This is a genomic window from Schaalia sp. HMT-172, assembly GCF_030644365.1.
GTDB lineage: Bacteria > Actinomycetota > Actinomycetes > Actinomycetales > Actinomycetaceae > Pauljensenia.
The window spans coordinates 1,531,021-1,548,489 of sequence record NZ_CP130058.1 but is presented as its reverse complement, the minus strand read 5'-3'; the positions used below and the strand labels follow the sequence as shown (position 1 = coordinate 1,548,489).

The following is a 17,469-nucleotide window of genomic DNA, read 5'->3' as shown; positions in this document are numbered from 1 at the left end:
ACTGATGCAATCCTGGTGGCCCGAGGTATGAGCTGTCCATCGGAGGAACAGTGTGTCTTCGTGGCACCGCTACTGAAAGGAACATACGTGCGCTCCATGAACATGCGTCGAAGCATGATCGCGGCCCTGAGTGCCGCAGTTGTCGCCGCCGGCGTCGTCATGCCCGCATATGCGGCTGACGGTGACCCCACGCCCGCTCCGGATCCCTCGCCTTCTGCTGAACCGACGGCGTCGCCCACCGCGGACCCCACGCCGACCCCGGACCCCACGCCGGCCCCTGAGCCTGCGCCCGTGCCTCGTCCCAGCTGGAAGCGGGACGCGGTCGGCTGGTGGTATGACCTGGACAATGGGGGATTTGCGCGCGGCGAGGTTCGCGAGATCGATGGGGTGGCGTACCGATTCGACGGTAACGGCTACATGGTGACTGGCTGGTACGGCTCCGCGGGTTCGTGGGAGTATTACGCCGCTTCGGGAGCGCAGGTGCGCGGGTGGTCGGAGATTCAGGGTGTCTGGTATTACCTGGATCCTGAGACCGGCGTGATGCGCACTGGCTGGCAGAAGATTGGCGCGTCCTGGTACTACCTGGATATGTCGGGCGCGATGGCGACGGGCTGGCTCTCTCAAGGGGGCGTCTGGTACTACCTGGATGCCTCTGGTGCGATGGTGACCGGCTGGAGTGCCGTCGGTGGGACGTGGTACTACTTCCGTGACTCCGGGGAGATGGTGACCGGCTGGGTGAAGGTTGGGGCGACGTGGTACTTCCTCGGCGGCTCCGGTGCGATGGTGAGCGGCTGGCTGAATCTGTCGGGAACCTGGTACTACATGGATCCTTCTGGCGCGATGGTGACCGGGTGGAGAGCTATTGGTGGTACGTGGTACTACTTTGCTTCATCCGGGGAGATGGTGACCGGGTGGCTGAATCAGTCGGGTACCTGGTACTACCTGGACGCCTCCGGTGCGATGGTGACCGGGTGGCTGAATCAGTCGGGTACCTGGTACTACCTGGACGCTTCTGGCGCGATGGTGACGGGCGTACAGTGGATCGGCGGCGAGCGTCACTGGTTCTATGATTCGGGCGCCTGGTGGGGTGCGTATCCTGTGTCGTCGAGCGGGTCGGGCGCCGCGTCCTCGTCGCGCACGTATCGCAATTGCGCCGAGGCTTGGAATGCGGGTGCTGCCCCTCTGCATCGGGGGCAGGCCGGCTATAGCGCGGACCTGGATCGAGATGGTGACGGCGTCGCCTGCGAGGTTCGTCCTTACTGAGTGAGCGTGTCTCCTGCCGCGCCCTGGCCTCGTCGATGAACGAGGCTGGGGCGCGGTTGTGCGTTGGGTGTCAAGTTGGTGGGGGAATGGGGCGCGCATATTTTCTGGTCAGTCAGTGTGGCGTTTTAGTGTGACACAATGGGTGATCGACATTTAGTAACGGGCATGATGTGATTGTCGTTTCAGTGGTTGGCGGTCATGAGGTGACAGCTCTGTGAGGGGCGCTATGTGATGTGCGACATGATGTGCCGGTAATGCTTGATTGTTGACAAACCATTATGTATACTCAGTAACGCATTAGCGCGGAACCATAGCACGCTTCTTCGAAGGATCATCCGTTCGGGCGACCTGACAACTGCATGCGATGCCGCCCCCACACCTGAGAGGAACCCACAGATGCGTCCCATCAATACCCGCACGTTCATGATCGCCGCCGTGAGTGCTGCCGTTCTCGCCGGAACCGTCGTTCCCGCCAACGCCGCCGACCTGACCGACCCCGCGGCGCCCACCGAGGTCGCCGTCACCGCCGCCGATCCCGCCAAGGACGAGGCCGCCGACGAGGCTCCCGCCACCGACGAGGCCAACGACCCCGCCGCAGACGAGGCCGGCGCCGACGAGGGCGCGTTCGCCTCCTGGAAGCAAGACGCCATCGGATGGTGGTTCGACTTCGGCGACGGCACCTACGCCAAGGATGAGCAAATCGAGATCGACGACGCCATCTACCGCTTCGATGCGCGCGGCTACATGATCACCGGTTGGCACAACCAGGAGGGCATGTGGGAGTACTACGCGCCCTCCGGTGCCCAGGCCTTCGGCTGGAACGTCATCGACGGCTCCTGGTACTACTTGGACCCCGAGACTGGCATCATGCACACCGGCTGGCTGGAACTCGACGGCACCTGGTACTACCTGAATGCTTCCGGCGACATGGCTATGGGCTGGATCAAGTACAACAACGAGTGGTACTACCTGGGCGGCTCCGGCGCGATGGTCACCGGCTGGGCCCAGGTTGGCGGCACCTGGTACTACATGAACCAGACCGGCGTCATGCTCATCGGCTGGGTCAATGTGAATGGCACCTGGTACTTCCTGAACGCCTCCGGCGCGATGGTCACCGGCACCCAGTGGATCGACGGCGAGCGCCACTGGTTCTACGGCAACGGCGCCTGGTGGGGCGTCTGGAACTGACGCATGAGCTCCCAGTGAGTCACGCTCACTGACACGCAATCACACACACCGCCCCGGCCTCGTTCTTCGCAGCGAGGCCGGGGCGCTTGCATGCCCAACCGGGCGAAGGTGAGTGAACGGATGATCAACACACAGGGGGCGTGGCCATGCGGCCACGCCCCCTGGCGTCTGAGAGGAGCGAATCAGCCCGCGTCCACCGCCTGGTTGGCGATCTGACGCTCACACACGTCGATGAGCTCGCGGACGATGCGCAGCGTTCCCGCCGACGCGTCGGCGTGTGCCTCGATCCAGGCGTGTCCCGCCGACACGACGTCGACCTCGGGCACGTAGCCGGCGAGGGCGGTCGGGAAGAGGAGCGTCGTCAGGTCCTCGGCGGTGTGGAAAGTGAAGCGCTCCCAGATGCCCGCCAGGGCCTCGAAGTACTCGCCCACGTAGCCGACGTAAGCCGACGGGGTCGTGCGAGCCTGCGCCCAGAAACCGGAGATCATCGCCCAGCGCGTGTCGTTGGGGATGGTCGTATCGGATAGGACCTTGTCCCACACGTCGGCCTTGATCCACTCGCCCGACCTCGCGGCGCGGCAGGCCGCAGCATTCTGGTGACCGGTCATCGTGTCGTCGGCGGCCTCGAGAGCGTTGATGTCGGCCTCGGTGGCGGCGTCTCCGCGCACGAGAGACGCGAGCAGATCCCACTTGAGATCGACGTCCAGGTCCAGGCCATCCAGGGTCTGGGTGCCGTCGAAGAGACCGTGGATAGCCTCGAACTGCTCGGAGCTGGTCGCGTTACGGGCGGCCGCGGCAACGAGCATACGCTGCGCGTCCGACCCGGAGGCGGCGGTGCGAGCCAGGAGGAGCAGGCGTCGGCCCGTGTCCTCGGCGGCGTCCGCGCGGTACTGGGGCGCGACGAAGGTGCGCACGGCCTCGTCAATGTGGCGCAGGGTCAGCATGAGCAGGCTCATGTTGTCCTCGACAGGGATCGAGGTCAGCGCGAGGTTCAGGTAATCGCGGGCGGGCATCTCGCCGTCGCGGGTCATATCCCACGCGGAGGCCATGACGACGCCGCGGGTCAGGGAGTCCGTGAACTTGGTGATGTTGGAGATCGCGAAGGCCAGGGACTGCTCGTCCAGGCGAACCTTCGCGTAGCCGAGGTCGCCGTCGTTGACCAGGATGAAGTCGGGACGGGCGATGCCCGCGGCCGCCTCGACGATCGTGGACGCGCCGTCCACGTCGAGCTCGTCGTGGAAGACCTGGGCCAGCGTGCCCTCTTCGTTCAGCGAGTAGCCGGCGACGCCCAGGCGGTGCGGACGCAGGGAGGCTCCCTCGGAGAAGGCCTCCTGGACGACCTCGAGGCGTTCGATCGTGCCTTCCTCGCCGGTCGTGATGACCGGGCGCAGCAGGGTCACGCCGGCCTCCTCCAGCCACACCTTCGACCAGGACGCGAGGTCGCGGCCCGAGGCGGCGGCCAGCTCGGAGAGCAGGTCGTCCAGCGTGGCGTTGGCGTAGGAGTGCTTCGTCAGGTACTCGTGTAGACCCGCGAAGAAGGCGTCGCGTCCCACGTAGGAGACGAGTTGGCGCAGCACGGAGGCGCCCTTGGCGTAGGTGATGCCGTCGAAGTTCACCTCAACGTCGGCCAGGTCACGGATCTCGGCCGTGATCGGATGGGTGGTGGGCAGCTGATCCTGCTTGAGGCCCCAGTCCTTGCGGACCATGAAGCCCGTCCACCCTTCGGTGTACTTGGTGGCCTCGGCCAGAGCCAGGTGGCTCATGAACTCGGCGAAAGACTCGTTGAGCCACAGGTCGTTCCACCACTTCATGGTGACCAGATCGCCGAACCACATGTGCGCCAGCTCGTGCAGGATCGTGTTGGCGCGGGCCTCCATCTGGGCCTCGGTGGGTCGCGTGCGGAACACGTAGGCGTCGCGGAAGGTCACGCAACCCGCGTTTTCCATGGCGCCCGCGTTGTACTCGGGCACGAAGATCTGATCGTACTTCGTGAAGGGGTAGGCGATGCCGTAGGCTCTCTCGAAGAACTCGAAGCCTCGGCGGGTGATGTCGATGATCTCCTCGGCGTCCAGGTGTTCGATGATCGAGGCGCGAGCGTACACGCCCAGGTCAATCGTGCGTCCGTCGGAGGAGGTGAGCGAGGCCGTGGTGCCCTGGTAGGGGCCCGCGACGATCGCGGTGATGTAGGTCGACATGACCTCGGTGGTCGCGAAGCGGTAGGTCCACGCGTCACCCTCTTCCTCGGGGGAGGGGGTGGGCGCGTTGGAGAAGACCTTCCAGCCCTTGGGGGCCTTCACGGTCAGGGTAAAGGTCGACTTCAGGTCGGGCTGCTCGAAGGTCGTGTAGACGCGGCGTGCGTCCGGGACCTCGAACTGAGAGTAGGTGTACGCCTGGCCATCCGCGGGATCGACGAAGCGGTGCAGGCCCTCACCGGTGTGCATGTACTGGCAGGACGCGTCGACTTCGAGCACGTTGTGTTCCGCCAGGTTATCCAGGGCGATGCGGTTGTCCTGGTGGGCGGAGAAGGGGTCGAGGGCATTGCCGTTGAGGCGAATCGAGTGGACGTTGTTGGAGACGAGGTCCGCGAACGTGGAGGCGCCTTCGCGCGCGTCGAACTCGATGCGGGTGAACGAACCGAAGTCGGTGTCGCCGCGCGTGAGGTCCAGTGAGATCTCGTAGCGGGTCACGGAGGAGATGATCGAGGCGCGCTCGGTCGCTTCCTCGCGCGTGAGGTTCAGGCCTGGCATGGGGTGCCTTTCCGTCGATGGAATGGGGGCGCTGTCGCGCCAAACATTCCTATGGTGTCATGTGTTGCAGGTGGATGCGCGGGGCGCGCCGACTTTTGTCGGCTGGGACACGCTTTTACCAGATGGTGACTCGCTGAGCGGGATCGAGCCACATGCCGTCTCCTGGCTTGACGTCAAACGTCGCGGCGAATGCGTCGAGGTTGCGCAGCACCTGGTTGCAGCGGAACTCGGCGGGGGAGTGGGGGTCGATGGCTAGCATCTGGCGTGCGAACTGGGGGCGAGTCGCGGTGCGCCAGGCGCGGGCCCACGAGAAGAAGAAGCGTTGCGGGCCGGTCAGCTCGTCGATGACGGGAGCGGTCTGCGGGGTGAGGCCTTGCTCGGCCAGGGCTGCCACCCACGCCTTCCACGCGATTGTCATGCCGCCCAGGTCGCCGATGTTCTCACCGATGGTCAGTGCGCCGTTGACGTGGGGGAGCGAGCGCTCGGCGCCGTCCTCCCCGGCGTCCTCGCCTGCCTCGTCGCTCGCGGCGGAGGCCAGTACGGTGGGGGTGAGAACGTCGTACTGACCGATCAGGGCGTGGGTACGCTCCTCGAAGGCGGCCCGGTCTTCGTCGGTCCACCAGTTCGACAGGTTGCCCGCCCCGTCGTAGCGCGAGCCCTGGTCGTCGAAACCGTGGCCGATCTCGTGGCCGATGACCGCTCCGATTGCGCCGAAGTTGACCGCGTCGTCTGCCTGCGCGTCGAAGAAGGGGGGCTGGAGGATCGCTGCGGGGAAGACGATCTCGTTCTGCGTGGGGTTGTAGTAGGCGTTGACCGTCTGCGGGGTCATGTACCACTCGTCGCGGTCGACGGGGCCCCCGAGCTTGGCCCACTCGCGGTCGGTGGCGTGGGCGTTGGCGGCCCGCACGTTATCAACAAGCGTGGCGGAGGGGTCCAGGTGCAGCGTGGAGTAGTCGCGCCACTTGGCGGGGTAGCCGATCTTCGGGTTGAAGGTCGCCAGCTTGGCCAGCGCCTTCTCCTTCGTTTCGTCACTCATCCAGTCCAGGCCTCGGATCGACTCGCCGTAGGCGTCGAGCAGGCGGCGCACGAGTGCGTCCATCGCGTCCTTCGCCTCGGGCGGGAAGTGGCGGGCGACCCAGGCCCGTCCCATGGCCTCGCCCAGGTAGGACTCGATGAGGGACAGTGCGCGCTTCCAACGCGGGCGCAGCTCCTGCGTGCCCGCCAGTGTGCGGCCGTGGAAGTCGAAGTTCTCCGTGACGAAGTCGGTGGAGAGCAGGGATGCGCGGGCGTCGATGGCCGAGGCACTCAGCCACTCCTTGAGCGTCGCCAGGTCGGTGCGCTCCCACAGGGAGGCAGCGCCGCGCAGGTAGTCGGGCTGATCGACGTTGACGACGAGGCCGGAGACGGGCATGTGGGCACCGCGCGCCCACGCGTCCCAGTCAAAGCCGGGAGCGAGGGTATTGAGCTCGCTCCACAGGGTCGGGTTGTCGGACAGGAGGGGATCGCGGTTGGAGACCGAGTCGCGGTGGTGCGAGGCCAGGGCCGTCTCCAGCGCCATGATGCGCCTCGCCGCGCCGTCGGGGTCGGGCATGCCCGCCAGCGACAAAAGACGCCCGGTGTGGGCAACGTAAGCCTGACGGATCGGCTCGTAGTCGTCCTCTCGGTAGTAGGCCTCGTCGGGCAGCCCGATGCCGGACTGGACCAGGCAGACCATGTAGGAGGAGGAGTCGTGCGGGTCGGTGCCGACGTAGGCCCCCACCAGGCCTCCGATGCCTGCGCGCATGAGGGCGCCCATGGCCTCGGCGAGCTCCTCGCGCGTGTCGCACGCCTCGATGACGTCCAAGTCCGCACGCAGGGGGGTGGCTCCGGCCTCCTCGATGGCGTCCTCGTCGAGGAACTGCGTCCACAGGGTCGCGATGCGCGATGCGTCCGCGTCGTCGAGGGTGCCCGCAGCCGCGTCCTGGGCAATTGCGCGGGCATATTTCTCGGATGCGTCGCGCAGTGCGTGGAAGGCGCCATCCATCGGGCGGTCGGCGGGGATTTCGTGGGTCGCCAGCCAGGTGCCGTTCACGTGGCGGTAAAAATCGTCTTGGGGGCGCACGGAGCGGTCCATGTTCGCGGTTTCGAGGACGCGTGCGAGCAATGAGTTCGTCATGCCCTAACTCTAGGGTGTTTCCTGCCCCTTACGCGTGACCTAGAGATCTCGGGGGCGCGACCACCGATTTACGTGACGGTCGCGGGCTGTAATTCCGCGTATTTCGCGCAATGTGGGGCTAGAAGTGAGAATGCCACTTTTGCGCGCGCCGTGCGTGCACATATGTGCACGGGGGTCTGCGAATTCGTTCAAACGGGGGTGTGTGGGGCAGAATTGTAAGCGCAATGAGGCACATCCTCATGAAGACGTGAAGGGAAAAACACGGTGAAGACACTTCGCACTGACGTGTGCGTCATCGGTGGCGGATCCACCGGTGCCGGCGTCGTCCGCGACGTCGTGATGCGCGGCTTCTCAGCCATCCTCGTCGACCGGGCCGATATCGCTCAGGGGACCTCCGGTCGTTTCCATGGCCTGCTCCACTCGGGTGGTCGCTACATTGCGTCCGATCCTGAGTCGGCCACCGAATGCGCCGAAGAAAACGAAATCGTCAAGCGCATCAACGCCAACGCGATCGAGGCCACCGGTGGCCTCTTCGTGGTGACGGCCCACGACGATGAAGAGTACGCGGATCAGTTCCTGGCTCGTGCAGCGGCAGCAAAGGTGCCCGCTGCGGAAATCTCCATCGCCGAGGCCCTGCGCCGCGAACCCCGGCTCGACCCGCGCATCAAGCGAGCCTTCGAGGTCCAGGACGGAACCGTCGACGGCTGGCAGATGACCTGGGGAGCGATCCGCTCCGCGCAGGCATATGGGGCGCAGATCCTGACCTACCACCGCGTCACCTCCGTTGAACGCGAAGGTGATCGCGTCAGCGCCGTCATCGTCCACGACGAACGGGGTGGCGAGGACGTGCGCATCGAATGCGGCTTCGTCCTCAACTGCGGTGGCCCCTGGGCCGGACAGATCGCCGCCATGGCGGATTGCCACGGCGTCGACGTCGTTGCCGGAGCGGGCATCATGATCGCCATGAATCACCGCCTCACCCACTCGGTCATCAACCGCTGTGTGTGGCCCGCCGACGGCGACATTTTGGTGCCCGACCACACGGTGTGCATCATCGGCACGACGGACCTCAAGTCCGACGACGCCGACAACCTGCCCATCCCAGCCGACCAGGTCCAGCAGATGCTCGACTCGGGCGAGGCCATGATTCCCGGCTTCCGCAAGGCCCGCGCCGTCCACGCGTGGGCGGGCGCTCGACCCCTCATCAAGGACTCTCGAGTCTCGGAGACCGACACCCGCCACATGGCGCGCGGCATGAGCATCATCGACCACAACACGCGCGACGGCGTCTACGGCATGCTCACCATCGCCGGCGGTAAGCTCACCACCTACCGCCTCATGGCCGAGCGCATCGTCGACATCATGTGCTCGGAGATGGGCGAGACCCGCCCGTGTAAGACCGCCGACGAGGCCGTTCCCCCGGCCAAGGAGGCGCGCCTGTACACGATCGGCCACCGCCTCGACAACGTCGAATCGCGCAACGACGGCCCCACGCACGAGCAGATTATCTGCGAATGCGAGATGGCCACCCGAGCGATGCTTGAAAAAGTCATGGACACCCTGCCCAAGGGACAGCTGGACGACGTTCGCCGCCAAATGCGCCTGGGCATGGGCCCCTGTCAGGGCGGCTTCTGCTCCCAGCGAGCCGCCGGAATCGCCCACGAGCGCGGCGACATTGATTCGATGCGCGCCAACGGCCTGCTGCGCCTGTTCCTGAAGAACCGCTGGATCGGCCTGTGGCCCATCCTGTACGGCAAGCAAGCCAGGCAGGCCGTGCTCGACGCCTGGATTCACGAGGGCACGCTCGACGTCGAGCACTTGCCCGCAGCCAAGGAAGAGGTCGTTCGATGAGAGACGTCGTTATTATTGGCGCTGGACTGGCCGGGCTGGCCGCCGCGATCAAGGCCGCCGATGCCGGTCTGAGCGTCACCCTGATCACCAAGGGCGTTGGCGGCATCCAGCTCGGCACCGGCACGGTCGACATCCTCGGCTACGGCCCGGACCCGGTCGAGGCGCCCCTGGACGCGATCCCCGCGCACGTCGCCTCGCGCCCCACTCACCCCTACGCCCACGTCACCCCCGACCAGGTCGGCGCCTCGGTCGCGTGGCTGCGGGACATCGTCGGGCCGGACGCACTCATCGGTGATGAGACGCGCAACGTGCGCATTCCCACCGGAGTCGGCGCCCTGCGCCCCACCTGCCTGATTCCTCCCTCTATGCAGGCCGGAATCCCCCAGGCGGGCGCCCGCTACGCGATCGTGGGCCTGGCGCGCTTCAAGGACTTCTACCCCAGCCTCGTCGCCGAGAACTTGTCGCGTCAGACGGGCCCCGACGGCGCCCCCATCAAGGCGCGCGCCCTGAGCGTCGACTACGTCGTTCGCGAGGGCGAGATCGACTCGACCGGCACCAACCACGCGCGCAGCCTCGACCACGAGGAGAACCGCGCGCGCCTGGCCGCCCAGATTCGCCCTCTCCTGGAAGACGGTACGATCATTGGCCTGCCCGCCGTCCTCGGCCTCGACGACCCGAACGCGTGGCGAGACCTGGCGGACAAGCTCGGACACCCGGTCTTCGAGATCCCGGTCCAGCCCCCGTCGGTGCCCGGCATGCGCTTGAATGCGTCGCTGACCCGCTTGGCTTCCGCCAAGGCGCGCGTCGTCCTCGGCTCGCCCCTGAAGGCCCTGCACACCGCCGACGGGCGCGTTCAGGCCGTCGAATACGCCAGCGCAGGACGCGCTACCCGCGTGGAGACCCGCGCCGTCATCCTGGCGGCCGGCGGCTTCGACTCCGGCGCCCTGGAGATGGACTCCTACGGCGTCGTGCGCGACACCGTGTGTGGCCTGCCTGTCATGGGCCCCACCGGTCAGCTGCTGCACGCCGACTTCTGGGGCGAGGAACAGCCCCTGTTCCTGGCGGGACTGGCCGTCGACGACTCCATGCGCGTCGTCGACGAAAACGGCAAGGCCGTGTACACCAACCTGTTTGCCGCGGGCGGCAACCTGGCCGGCGCCACCCGCTGGCGTGAAAAGAGCGGCGAAGGCATCGCTCTGGCCAGTGCCCTGGCCGCCGTCGACGCGATCGTGGAGGAGCTGAAATGACCCTGGAAATGTCAACGCTGATGGGGCCGGGCGTGGAAGAAGCCGACGTTTTCTCCCTGGAGGGGGATGCCGCGCTGCGCGCCAGCCTGGATGCCTGCGTCAAGTGCACGATCTGCGAGACACAGTGCCCCGTCATGCGCGTCACCGACCTGTTTGGCGGCCCGAAGTACTCCGGCCCGCAGGCCGAGCGCTTCCGCAAGGACGGGCAGATGGTCGATAAGTCCATCGACTACTGCTCCTCGTGCGGCACCTGCTCGCTCGTGTGCCCCCAGGGCGTGAAGGTCACCGAGATCATCCACCACAGGCGCACTGCGATGAAGGAAGCGCACGGCATCCCCATGCGCGACCGCCTGATCGGGCGAACCTCGCTGATTGGCACCATGATGACCCCGGTCGCCCCCATCGCGAACTGGGCGCTCGACGTCAAGCCGATCCGTGTGGCGATGGAGGCCATCATTGGCGTGCACCGCTCGGCCCCCATGCCGCGCGCCTACGGGCGCACCTTCGAGGGCTGGTTCAAGAAGCACAAGCCGCTGCCGAACTCCGGCACGCGCGGCCAGGTGATCTTCTTCCACGGATGCGCCGGCCAGTATTTCGAGGTGGAGACCTCGATCCACTCGGTCATGGTCCTCGAGCACCTGGGTTACGAGGTCCTGGTCCCCAAGCACGGGTGCTGCGGCCTGGCGCTGCAGTCCAACGGCCTGTACAAGGATGCTCGCAAGTACGTCTCGAAACTGACGAACGACCTGCGCACGGTGAACCGCGATGCCCCGATCATCTCCGCTTCCGGTTCGTGCGCGGGGATGCTGCGTCATGAGGCTCACGAGATCCTCGAGATGGACACGCCCGAGCTGACGGATGTGGGTAGCCGCATGTGGGACATCAGCGAGTTCTTGCTGCACCTGTATGACAAGGGCGAGCTGGACATGAACTTCCAGCGCATCGACGTCACCATCCCGTACCACGCGCCCTGCCAGGTCAAGTCACAGGGTCTGGGCAAGCCGGCCATCGAGCTGATGAGCCTGATTCCCGGTGTGACCGTCAAGGACTCCGAGCAGCCTTGCTGTGGCATTGCGGGTACCTACGGCATGAAGAAGGAGAAGTACGCGATCGCCCAGGCCGTGGGCGCCCCCGTCTTTGACTTCATTAAGCAGGTCAACGCCGAGCTGGCCGCCTGCGACACGGAGACGTGCCGCTGGCAGCTGCGCACGGCCACGGGCGCGAACGTCGTCCACCCGATATGGCTGATCCACAAGGCATACGGCCTGCCCAACGGCTGAAGCCTCATGCAGTATCCCCGGGCGCGCAGTTCACAATGCGTGCCCGGGGATATTAGTGTGTGCCTATGAGCATCTCTCGCCGCGTCGTCGTTACTGGAGCTTCCACCGGAATTGGGTGGGCCACCGCCCGCCTGTTGGCCCAGCGGGGGTGGAGCGTCGTCGCGGTGGCGAGGCGTCGCGAGCGCCTGGAGGCTCTCGCGGCCGAGGTTGGCTGCGAATACTGGGCGGCTGACCTCACCGATGAGGCACAGGTGGAAGTGATGGCCGCCCACGTCCTGGAGGGTGGCCCCGTGGATGCTCTGGTCAACAACGCCGGAGGTGCTATCGGTGTCGACCGCGTGGCGGAGGGGGACCCCGCGAGGTGGAGCGCGATGTTCGACCGCAATGTGCTCACCGCCCTGCACTGTACGCGCGCCTTCCTGCCGGGGATGCATGAGCGCGGGGGAGACCTCGTCTTCCTGACCTCGACCGCCGCCCACGACACCTACCCGGGAGGCGGGGGGTATGTCGCCGCCAAGCACGCCGAGCGCATCATCGCCAACACGCTGCGCCAGGAACTGGTGGGCGAGCCCGTGCGCGTCATCGAGATCGCGCCCGGCATGGTGCGCACCGAAGAATTCTCTCTCAACCGCCTCGGCTCCCAGGAGGCGGCCGACCGCGTCTACGAGGGAGTCGCCGCCCCGCTCGTCGCCGAGGACATTGCGGAGGCGATCGTGTGGGCGCTGGAGCGCCCCTCCCACGTCAACATCGATTCGATGATCGTGCGCCCGGTGGCCCAGGCGACGAACACGCTCGTGGCCTGGAAAGCCGCGCAGTAGAGTCCGCGCGCTCACAGCATAGGAACGAGGCCGGGGCGGGCTGGTGCGCGGCGAGCGGTGAGCGTCCCCGGCCTCGTTCCTTCTACTTGGTCCAGCCCAGGATGCGCACGACGCCCGGGACGTCCTCGGTGGTCGTCGTGACCTGGGTTGCGTCGCCGCCTGCGACGGGAGCGACGAAGAGGGGCAGCGAGAGGTCGGAGTAGGGGTCCTTGGGCGACGCGTACAGTACCATCTGTGTGCCGTCGGGGCTCACGGCTAGCCATCCTTCGATGGTGTGAGTGCTCTCCAGGCCGGGCAGAGCGACTTTCGTCCAGTTGGAAACGAGCCGCGTCTGGTCCGCCGGGGTGGTCTGGGCGAGAGGCGTGCCGGGCTTGGAGTAGATGGTGCCTTGGTCGATCGTGAGGCACGTGCCGTCGGGGGTGACGGCATCCGCGCCGAAACAGCCGACGCCGGCCTCGTTGGCGACCCACATCGCGGTTTTGGTGCGCTGGATGGACAGGTCGGGCATGACTTGGAATCGTGCGTAGTTCTCGACCGTGAAGTCTGTGGGAATGGCCTTGGGCGCTTCAGTTTCTGAGGGGAAACGGTAGATTGTGCCAACGCGATCCGATGCGGCGTCCTTGTCGATGTGGGCCACGTAGATGGCTCCGTCGGGGCCGAATTGGGCGAAATGATTGGACACGGGGGTGTGTCCGCTCGGCGTGGGAATCGCGTCGTTGAGGACGGTGAGCGTGCCGTCCGTGGAGACCACAGCTACCTTTTCGTTCTCGCCGTCGTTGTTCGCGACGATCATGCGCGAGAAGTCGGGGGAATAGCACTGCATATACTCGCACATGTACCCCGGTGCGGACAGGTACTCGCTCGAGAAGGTGAAGGTGCGCGTCGCCGTGATCGTGCCCGATTGCGGGTCGATGGCCCGCACGGTGGTGACCGTCGTGTCGATGCCAGCGTCGGAGGCTGCGAAGATGATGCCGGACATGGGGGCGGTTGCGGGGTCTTGGGAGGCGGTGGGCCCGCCGGAGGAGGGGTACGATGGCGCGCCGGTCGTGGAGGGGGTCGAGGAGTGGGCGCAGGCGCCCAACGCCAGGACGCAGGTGGCGGTGAGCAGAGCGGACGACAGGGTTTTGATGGACATGTGGCACCTCTTGAGGATGATCGGCGGGTGGCGAACGTTGCAGGATAGTTGTGAGCTGACAAATGAATCAAACTCCAAAAAGTGATGTGCAGCACCTGTCATTTCATAGCGTTTTCACAGTTTCGCCATAACGTTCGCTCAATTATCGTCCCTAATCTGCGAGGCAATGATGCACAAATCAGCAGAAAGGAGCGTCCCTTATGGCGGACGACAACAAGAACCTGTCGGGTGACACCGAGCGCACCTCGATCCTGCCCCAGTCGGAGCCGCAGGCCGCGGATCAGACCGAAGTCCTGCCCACCCACGCGTCTGGGGCGGAAACGGCGCTGTTGCCTCCCGTTGCTCAGGAGGAAACCGGCAATGCGTTCGCCGGCACGCCCCTGGAGCCTGTCGCGGAGTCTTCTTCCGACGACCAGGCCAGTGACGAGGCCGTGGCGGCAAGTGCCGCGACAGTCGAGCCCGCATCGAAGAAGACCTCGTGGGGCAAGCGCGCAGCTATTGCCGGCGCCGCAGCCGCGCTGCTGTCAGTCGGTTTCGGCGCGGGCATCATCACGCATGCGGCCGTCATGGGTGATGGTCAGGACTTCTACGAGCAGGGCTACGAGGACGGCTACAACGATCAGAGTAACGGCGACGAGGACGGTGATGTCGGCCCCGGCGGTCGCCAGGCGCCAGGTGACGGCCAGCAGCAGGGGCCGGGTGGGCAGCAGCAAGGCCCCGGCAACGGCCAGCGGGGCCCCGGCGGCGAGCAGGGAGACACTGGCAGCACTCGCCCGGGCCGCCCTCCGGAGGGGGGCCGAGGCCCCGGTAGCACCCGCAGTGGGGATGAGGACGTGAGCGGCCAGGAATCCGATACGACCGCCAGCTGAGCGATGAGGGCGCGCGAGACGACACCCGTCTCGCGCGCCCTCTACGCGAGCGTGGCCACCAGCGTCGAGAAGGCCACGCACACGAGGAGCGCCGCAAACACGAGGCCGAGGACGCGATTCGAGACGCGGGTCGTGAGCTGAGCACCCGCAAGCCCACCGAGCATCGATGAGCCGGATACGTACACCAACACAGGAACCGACAGGATGCCACCACCCGCACCGAGGGAACCGACGACGACGCCCACGACGATGCCGATGAGCACAGCCGACACAATCACGACCGCACCCCGGCTAGGGACGCGGACGTGGCCGGCGAGGAGGCGGGGGAGGGGAGGCACACCCCGAGGGAGGCCGCCACAGCGGGATCCATGATGTCCGAGGCAGGCCTGCCCGCCGCGATCAGCATGCCCATCGCGCGCAGGACCGGGGTGGCGTGCTCGTAGAACGCCCGGTATCCCTCGCACAGGTAGTTGTGCGCCCCGTCACCGCGTCGGACGAAACGGTCTTTCGGGCACCCACCCCAGCACAGCCGCAGGTGCGGGCACGCCCGACACTGCGCGTCCACATCCGGCTTCAGGCGCGCGAAATCGCCCATCCTGGGAGAAGACGCCAGATCGGCGAAGGACGAGGAATAGATCGACCCCACCAGCCAGTCCGGCTCCACCCAATGGTCACACGCGTACACGTCGCCGTTGAACTCCATCGCCATGTTCACCCCACACGTTCGCGCGTGCACGCACACCGACGCCGAGCCAAACATGGCCGCCAGGGTCGAATCAACATCCTGGATGAAAACCTCGCCGACGTCGGTGGCCAGCCACTGGTCGAACACCTCACACAGGAAACGTCCATAACCAGACGGCGAGGTCGAACGGCTGGTCACGCAGTCCCCGTCTTGGCGATACAACAACGCCGACGTACCGGAGCGCCAGCCACGCTCAGCCTGGGCCAGGTCTGCGGCGCGTACCCGCTCCACAATGGGAATGAACTGCAGGTACCGCGCTCCCAGCTCGTCACGGAAATAGCGGTAGACCAGCGAGCCGTGCGCCTCATTCGCGGCGTTGACCGTGCACAGGATGTTCGTCTCAACCCCCGCGCGCGCGAGCTCCTCCCAGCCGCGCACCACCATCGCATGAGTGCCGCGCCCGCCGCGGTTCACCCGATAGGCGTCATGCAGGGGAGCGGGCCCGTCAATCGACACGCCCACCAGGAAGCCGTGGTCCGCGAAAAAGCGCGCCCACTCTTCGGTCACCAGCGTCCCGTTGGTCTGCAGAGCGTGACGCACCCGCTGAGCGGGGCGACGGTAGCGCTCGCATAGTTCCATCAGGTGTTCGAAAAAGCCGAGACCTCGCAGGGTGGGTTCCCCGCCCTGCCACAGCATCGTCACCTCGCCGTCGGGACTCGACTCAAGGAACGCCTCCACGTAGCGCTCCAAGGTCCCCTCCGACATGGTCTGGGCCCCCGCGTCGTACAACAGCTCCTTCGACAGGAAAAAACAATACTGACAGTCCAGGTTGCAGGCCGCCCCCGTCGGCTTGGTGACGACCGAAAAAGGAATCCGACGAGTCATGAGCCGTCGCCTTCATCCGCGGACCCCGACGTCAGGGGCGTGCGCTCGCGGTCGTCTTCTTCCGGCGCGCGGTGCGCCGCGACGTAGGCGCACCCCTGGGCCGCCCCGAGGGGGCCAAGGGATGCCCCGACCACGTCAATATCCCACTCCATGACCGGCAGCAGCTCCGCTCGCATGTGGGCGGCGATGTCCTCCTTGATGGAGGGGAACGCGTCCACGATCTCGCCCGCCAGGATGATCGCTCTCGGGTTGATGAGAAGGCTGGCCGACCCGAGCACGTAGCCGACGGCCGCCGCGGCGCGCTCCAGCGCGCCGAGCGCACGCTCATCCCCGGCATGCACGGCGGCGCGCAGCGCCGTCAGGTCCTGTGCTCCGGCGCGCTCGCACAGGGCGGGAATCGAGGCGAGCGTCTCCAGGCAGCCGAGCTTGCCGCACGCGCACAGGGCGTCGTTACCGGCCACCGTGATGTGGCCCAGCTCGCCGGCGAGCCCCGTTGCCCCGCCCACGAGGCGGAAATCGGACACGACGCAGCCGCCCACACCCCCCGACAGGCGCAGGTAGATGAAGGAGGACATGCCGGTTCCCGCGCCCCACAGTCCTTCCGCGAGGGCCGCCATGCGCACCGTGTTGTCCACCACCGGGGCCGCGGGCCACCAGCGGCCCGTGAGGCTGGCCAGCTCCTCCACGCTCGGATAGGCGTTTGAGGATAGGCGAGCGTTGCGGCCCATCGGAATGGGCGCGCCGACGCCCACCGCGCGCACGTGCGTCACGTCGATGCCCTGGGCGGCGGCGCTGTCGGCCAGGGTCTCGCAGGTCTGTTCGAGCGAGCGGGACATCGATGGGGATGAGTGGGAGACGATGTGGACGGCCGCCAGGACAGCCCCCGACCGGTTGAGCATGACGCCGGCGCAGGAGGTGCGCGTGATGAGCAGGCCGACCGCGTGCGCCGCCGTTGCGTTGAGAGCGAGGAGCTGAGTGGGGCGTCCGCGACCGGCCACGTTGGAGCGCACGGCGCCAACCGATCCCTCGTCCAGGAGGGTTGACAGTGCCCGTCCCAGGTTCGTGCGGGAGGTGTCCAGGGCCTCGCACAGCTGCGAGCGAGTCGCGGGGGAGAGCGCCAGCTGCGCCACGATGCGATCTTCGAGCGTGGGAAGGGGGTGGCGCGTGGGGTAGTGCATGTCCGTCCTTCCCGTCTGCTGGCCCTCGGGCGGCGCGCCGCCCTGGCCTCGTTCCAACCTGTCTATGATACGTATCACTGTAGGTGTCTAGTGGGTGCGGCGCGCGCGAACGCCACATGCGCGCGCGGCGGCGGATGTGCCTGCGGGCTCCCGCCGCCGCGCGCGTGT

At 66.6% G+C, this 17,469-nt stretch carries 13 protein-coding genes; 7 read left to right on the top strand and 6 right to left on the bottom strand.

All coding sequences use genetic code 11. The annotated features are described in order from the left end of the window. Nucleotides 1-96 precede the first annotated feature (96 nt). Nucleotides 97-1,263, top strand: coding sequence for an excalibur calcium-binding domain-containing protein (locus QU663_RS06495; RefSeq protein WP_304990702.1), 1,167 nt, complete (start codon nucleotides 97-99; stop codon nucleotides 1,261-1,263). 396 nt (nucleotides 1,264-1,659) lie between these two features. Next, nucleotides 1,660-2,451, top strand: coding sequence for a cell wall-binding repeat protein (locus QU663_RS06490; protein ID WP_021610664.1), 792 nt, complete (start codon nucleotides 1,660-1,662; stop codon nucleotides 2,449-2,451). Nucleotides 2,452-2,633: 182 nt separating this feature from the next. On the opposite strand, the gene pepN is transcribed toward QU663_RS06490, so the two are convergent. Beyond that, nucleotides 2,634-5,198, bottom strand: a complete 2,565-nt coding sequence (pepN, locus tag QU663_RS06485; RefSeq protein ID WP_021610665.1) for an aminopeptidase N — start codon at nucleotides 5,196-5,198, stop codon at nucleotides 2,634-2,636. A gap of 115 nt (nucleotides 5,199-5,313) precedes the next feature. Continuing rightward, on the bottom strand, nucleotides 5,314-7,353 hold the full coding sequence (locus QU663_RS06480; RefSeq protein WP_021610666.1) for a M13 family metallopeptidase: 2,040 nt from the start codon (nucleotides 7,351-7,353) through the stop codon (nucleotides 5,314-5,316). 264 nt (nucleotides 7,354-7,617) lie between these two features. Here QU663_RS06480 and glpA point away from each other — a divergent pair, with 264 nt between their 5' ends. The 4 genes from glpA to QU663_RS06460 all read left to right on the top strand — a co-directional run bounded on the left by glpA (nucleotide 7,618) and on the right by QU663_RS06460 (nucleotide 12,549). Beyond that, nucleotides 7,618-9,204, top strand: a complete 1,587-nt coding sequence (gene glpA / locus QU663_RS06475; RefSeq protein WP_034480020.1) for an anaerobic glycerol-3-phosphate dehydrogenase subunit GlpA — start codon at nucleotides 7,618-7,620, stop codon at nucleotides 9,202-9,204. Then, the gene (gene glpB, locus QU663_RS06470) at nucleotides 9,201-10,451 is read left to right on the top strand and encodes a glycerol-3-phosphate dehydrogenase subunit GlpB (protein WP_021610668.1); all 1,251 of its coding nucleotides are present in this window, start codon (nucleotides 9,201-9,203) and stop codon (nucleotides 10,449-10,451) included. Before glpA ends, glpB begins: the two co-directional genes overlap by 4 nt. Beyond that, nucleotides 10,448-11,731, top strand: a complete 1,284-nt coding sequence (locus QU663_RS06465; RefSeq protein WP_021610669.1) for an anaerobic glycerol-3-phosphate dehydrogenase subunit C — start codon at nucleotides 10,448-10,450, stop codon at nucleotides 11,729-11,731. Before glpB ends, QU663_RS06465 begins: the two co-directional genes overlap by 4 nt. 65 nt (nucleotides 11,732-11,796) lie before the next feature. Beyond that, entirely contained in the window at nucleotides 11,797-12,549 is a 753-nt protein-coding gene (locus QU663_RS06460) for an SDR family NAD(P)-dependent oxidoreductase (protein WP_021610670.1), read from the top strand. Nucleotides 12,550-12,631: 82 nt separating this feature from the next. On the opposite strand, the gene QU663_RS06455 is transcribed toward QU663_RS06460, so the two are convergent. After that, nucleotides 12,632-13,684: a hypothetical protein gene (locus tag QU663_RS06455; protein WP_034480023.1), complete on the bottom strand. Its 1,053-nt coding sequence runs from the start codon at nucleotides 13,682-13,684 to the stop codon at nucleotides 12,632-12,634. 200 nt (nucleotides 13,685-13,884) lie between these two features. On the opposite strand from QU663_RS06455, the gene QU663_RS06450 reads away from it, so the two are divergent. Further along, complete coding sequence (locus tag QU663_RS06450) at nucleotides 13,885-14,553, top strand: hypothetical protein (RefSeq protein ID WP_021610673.1); 669 nt, start codon at nucleotides 13,885-13,887, stop codon at nucleotides 14,551-14,553. A 41-nt stretch (nucleotides 14,554-14,594) separates the two neighbouring features. Here the strand turns inward: QU663_RS06450 and QU663_RS06445 are convergent, their stop codons facing one another. The 3 genes from QU663_RS06445 to QU663_RS06435 are packed head-to-tail and all read right to left on the bottom strand — an operon-like array spanning nucleotide 14,595 to nucleotide 17,379. Further along, a complete protein-coding gene (locus QU663_RS06445) occupies nucleotides 14,595-14,831 on the bottom strand; it encodes a hypothetical protein (RefSeq protein WP_021612266.1) in 237 nt (78 codons plus the stop codon). Next, entirely contained in the window at nucleotides 14,828-16,123 is a 1,296-nt protein-coding gene (locus tag QU663_RS06440; protein ID WP_021612267.1) for an anaerobic sulfatase maturase, read from the bottom strand. Before QU663_RS06440 ends, QU663_RS06445 begins: the two co-directional genes overlap by 4 nt. Next, nucleotides 16,120-17,379 (bottom strand): ROK family transcriptional regulator, encoded by a 1,260-nt coding sequence (locus tag QU663_RS06435; protein WP_021612268.1) that lies wholly within the window; start codon nucleotides 17,377-17,379, stop codon nucleotides 16,120-16,122. Before QU663_RS06435 ends, QU663_RS06440 begins: the two co-directional genes overlap by 4 nt. Between the last annotated feature and the right edge of the window lie 90 nt (nucleotides 17,380-17,469).

What these genes read in the sequence shown, in the direction of transcription:
- QU663_RS06460 (WP_021610670.1), top strand. Translation starts at nt 11,797, where the DNA reads ATGAGCATCTCTCGCCGCGTCGTCGTTACTGGAGCTTCCACCGGAATT.
- QU663_RS06490 (WP_021610664.1), top strand. Translation starts at nt 1,660, where the DNA reads ATGCGTCCCATCAATACCCGCACGTTCATGATCGCCGCCGTGAGTGCT.
- QU663_RS06495 (WP_304990702.1), top strand. Translation starts at nt 97, where the DNA reads ATGAACATGCGTCGAAGCATGATCGCGGCCCTGAGTGCCGCAGTTGTC.
- glpB (WP_021610668.1), top strand. Translation starts at nt 9,201, where the DNA reads ATGAGAGACGTCGTTATTATTGGCGCTGGACTGGCCGGGCTGGCCGCC.
- QU663_RS06480 (WP_021610666.1), bottom strand. Translation starts at nt 7,353, where the DNA reads ATGACGAACTCATTGCTCGCACGCGTCCTCGAAACCGCGAACATGGAC.
- pepN (WP_021610665.1), bottom strand. Translation starts at nt 5,198, where the DNA reads ATGCCAGGCCTGAACCTCACGCGCGAGGAAGCGACCGAGCGCGCCTCG.
- QU663_RS06450 (WP_021610673.1), top strand. Translation starts at nt 13,885, where the DNA reads ATGGCGGACGACAACAAGAACCTGTCGGGTGACACCGAGCGCACCTCG.
- QU663_RS06455 (WP_034480023.1), bottom strand. Translation starts at nt 13,684, where the DNA reads ATGTCCATCAAAACCCTGTCGTCCGCTCTGCTCACCGCCACCTGCGTC.
- QU663_RS06465 (WP_021610669.1), top strand. Translation starts at nt 10,448, where the DNA reads ATGACCCTGGAAATGTCAACGCTGATGGGGCCGGGCGTGGAAGAAGCC.
- QU663_RS06440 (WP_021612267.1), bottom strand. Translation starts at nt 16,123, where the DNA reads ATGACTCGTCGGATTCCTTTTTCGGTCGTCACCAAGCCGACGGGGGCG.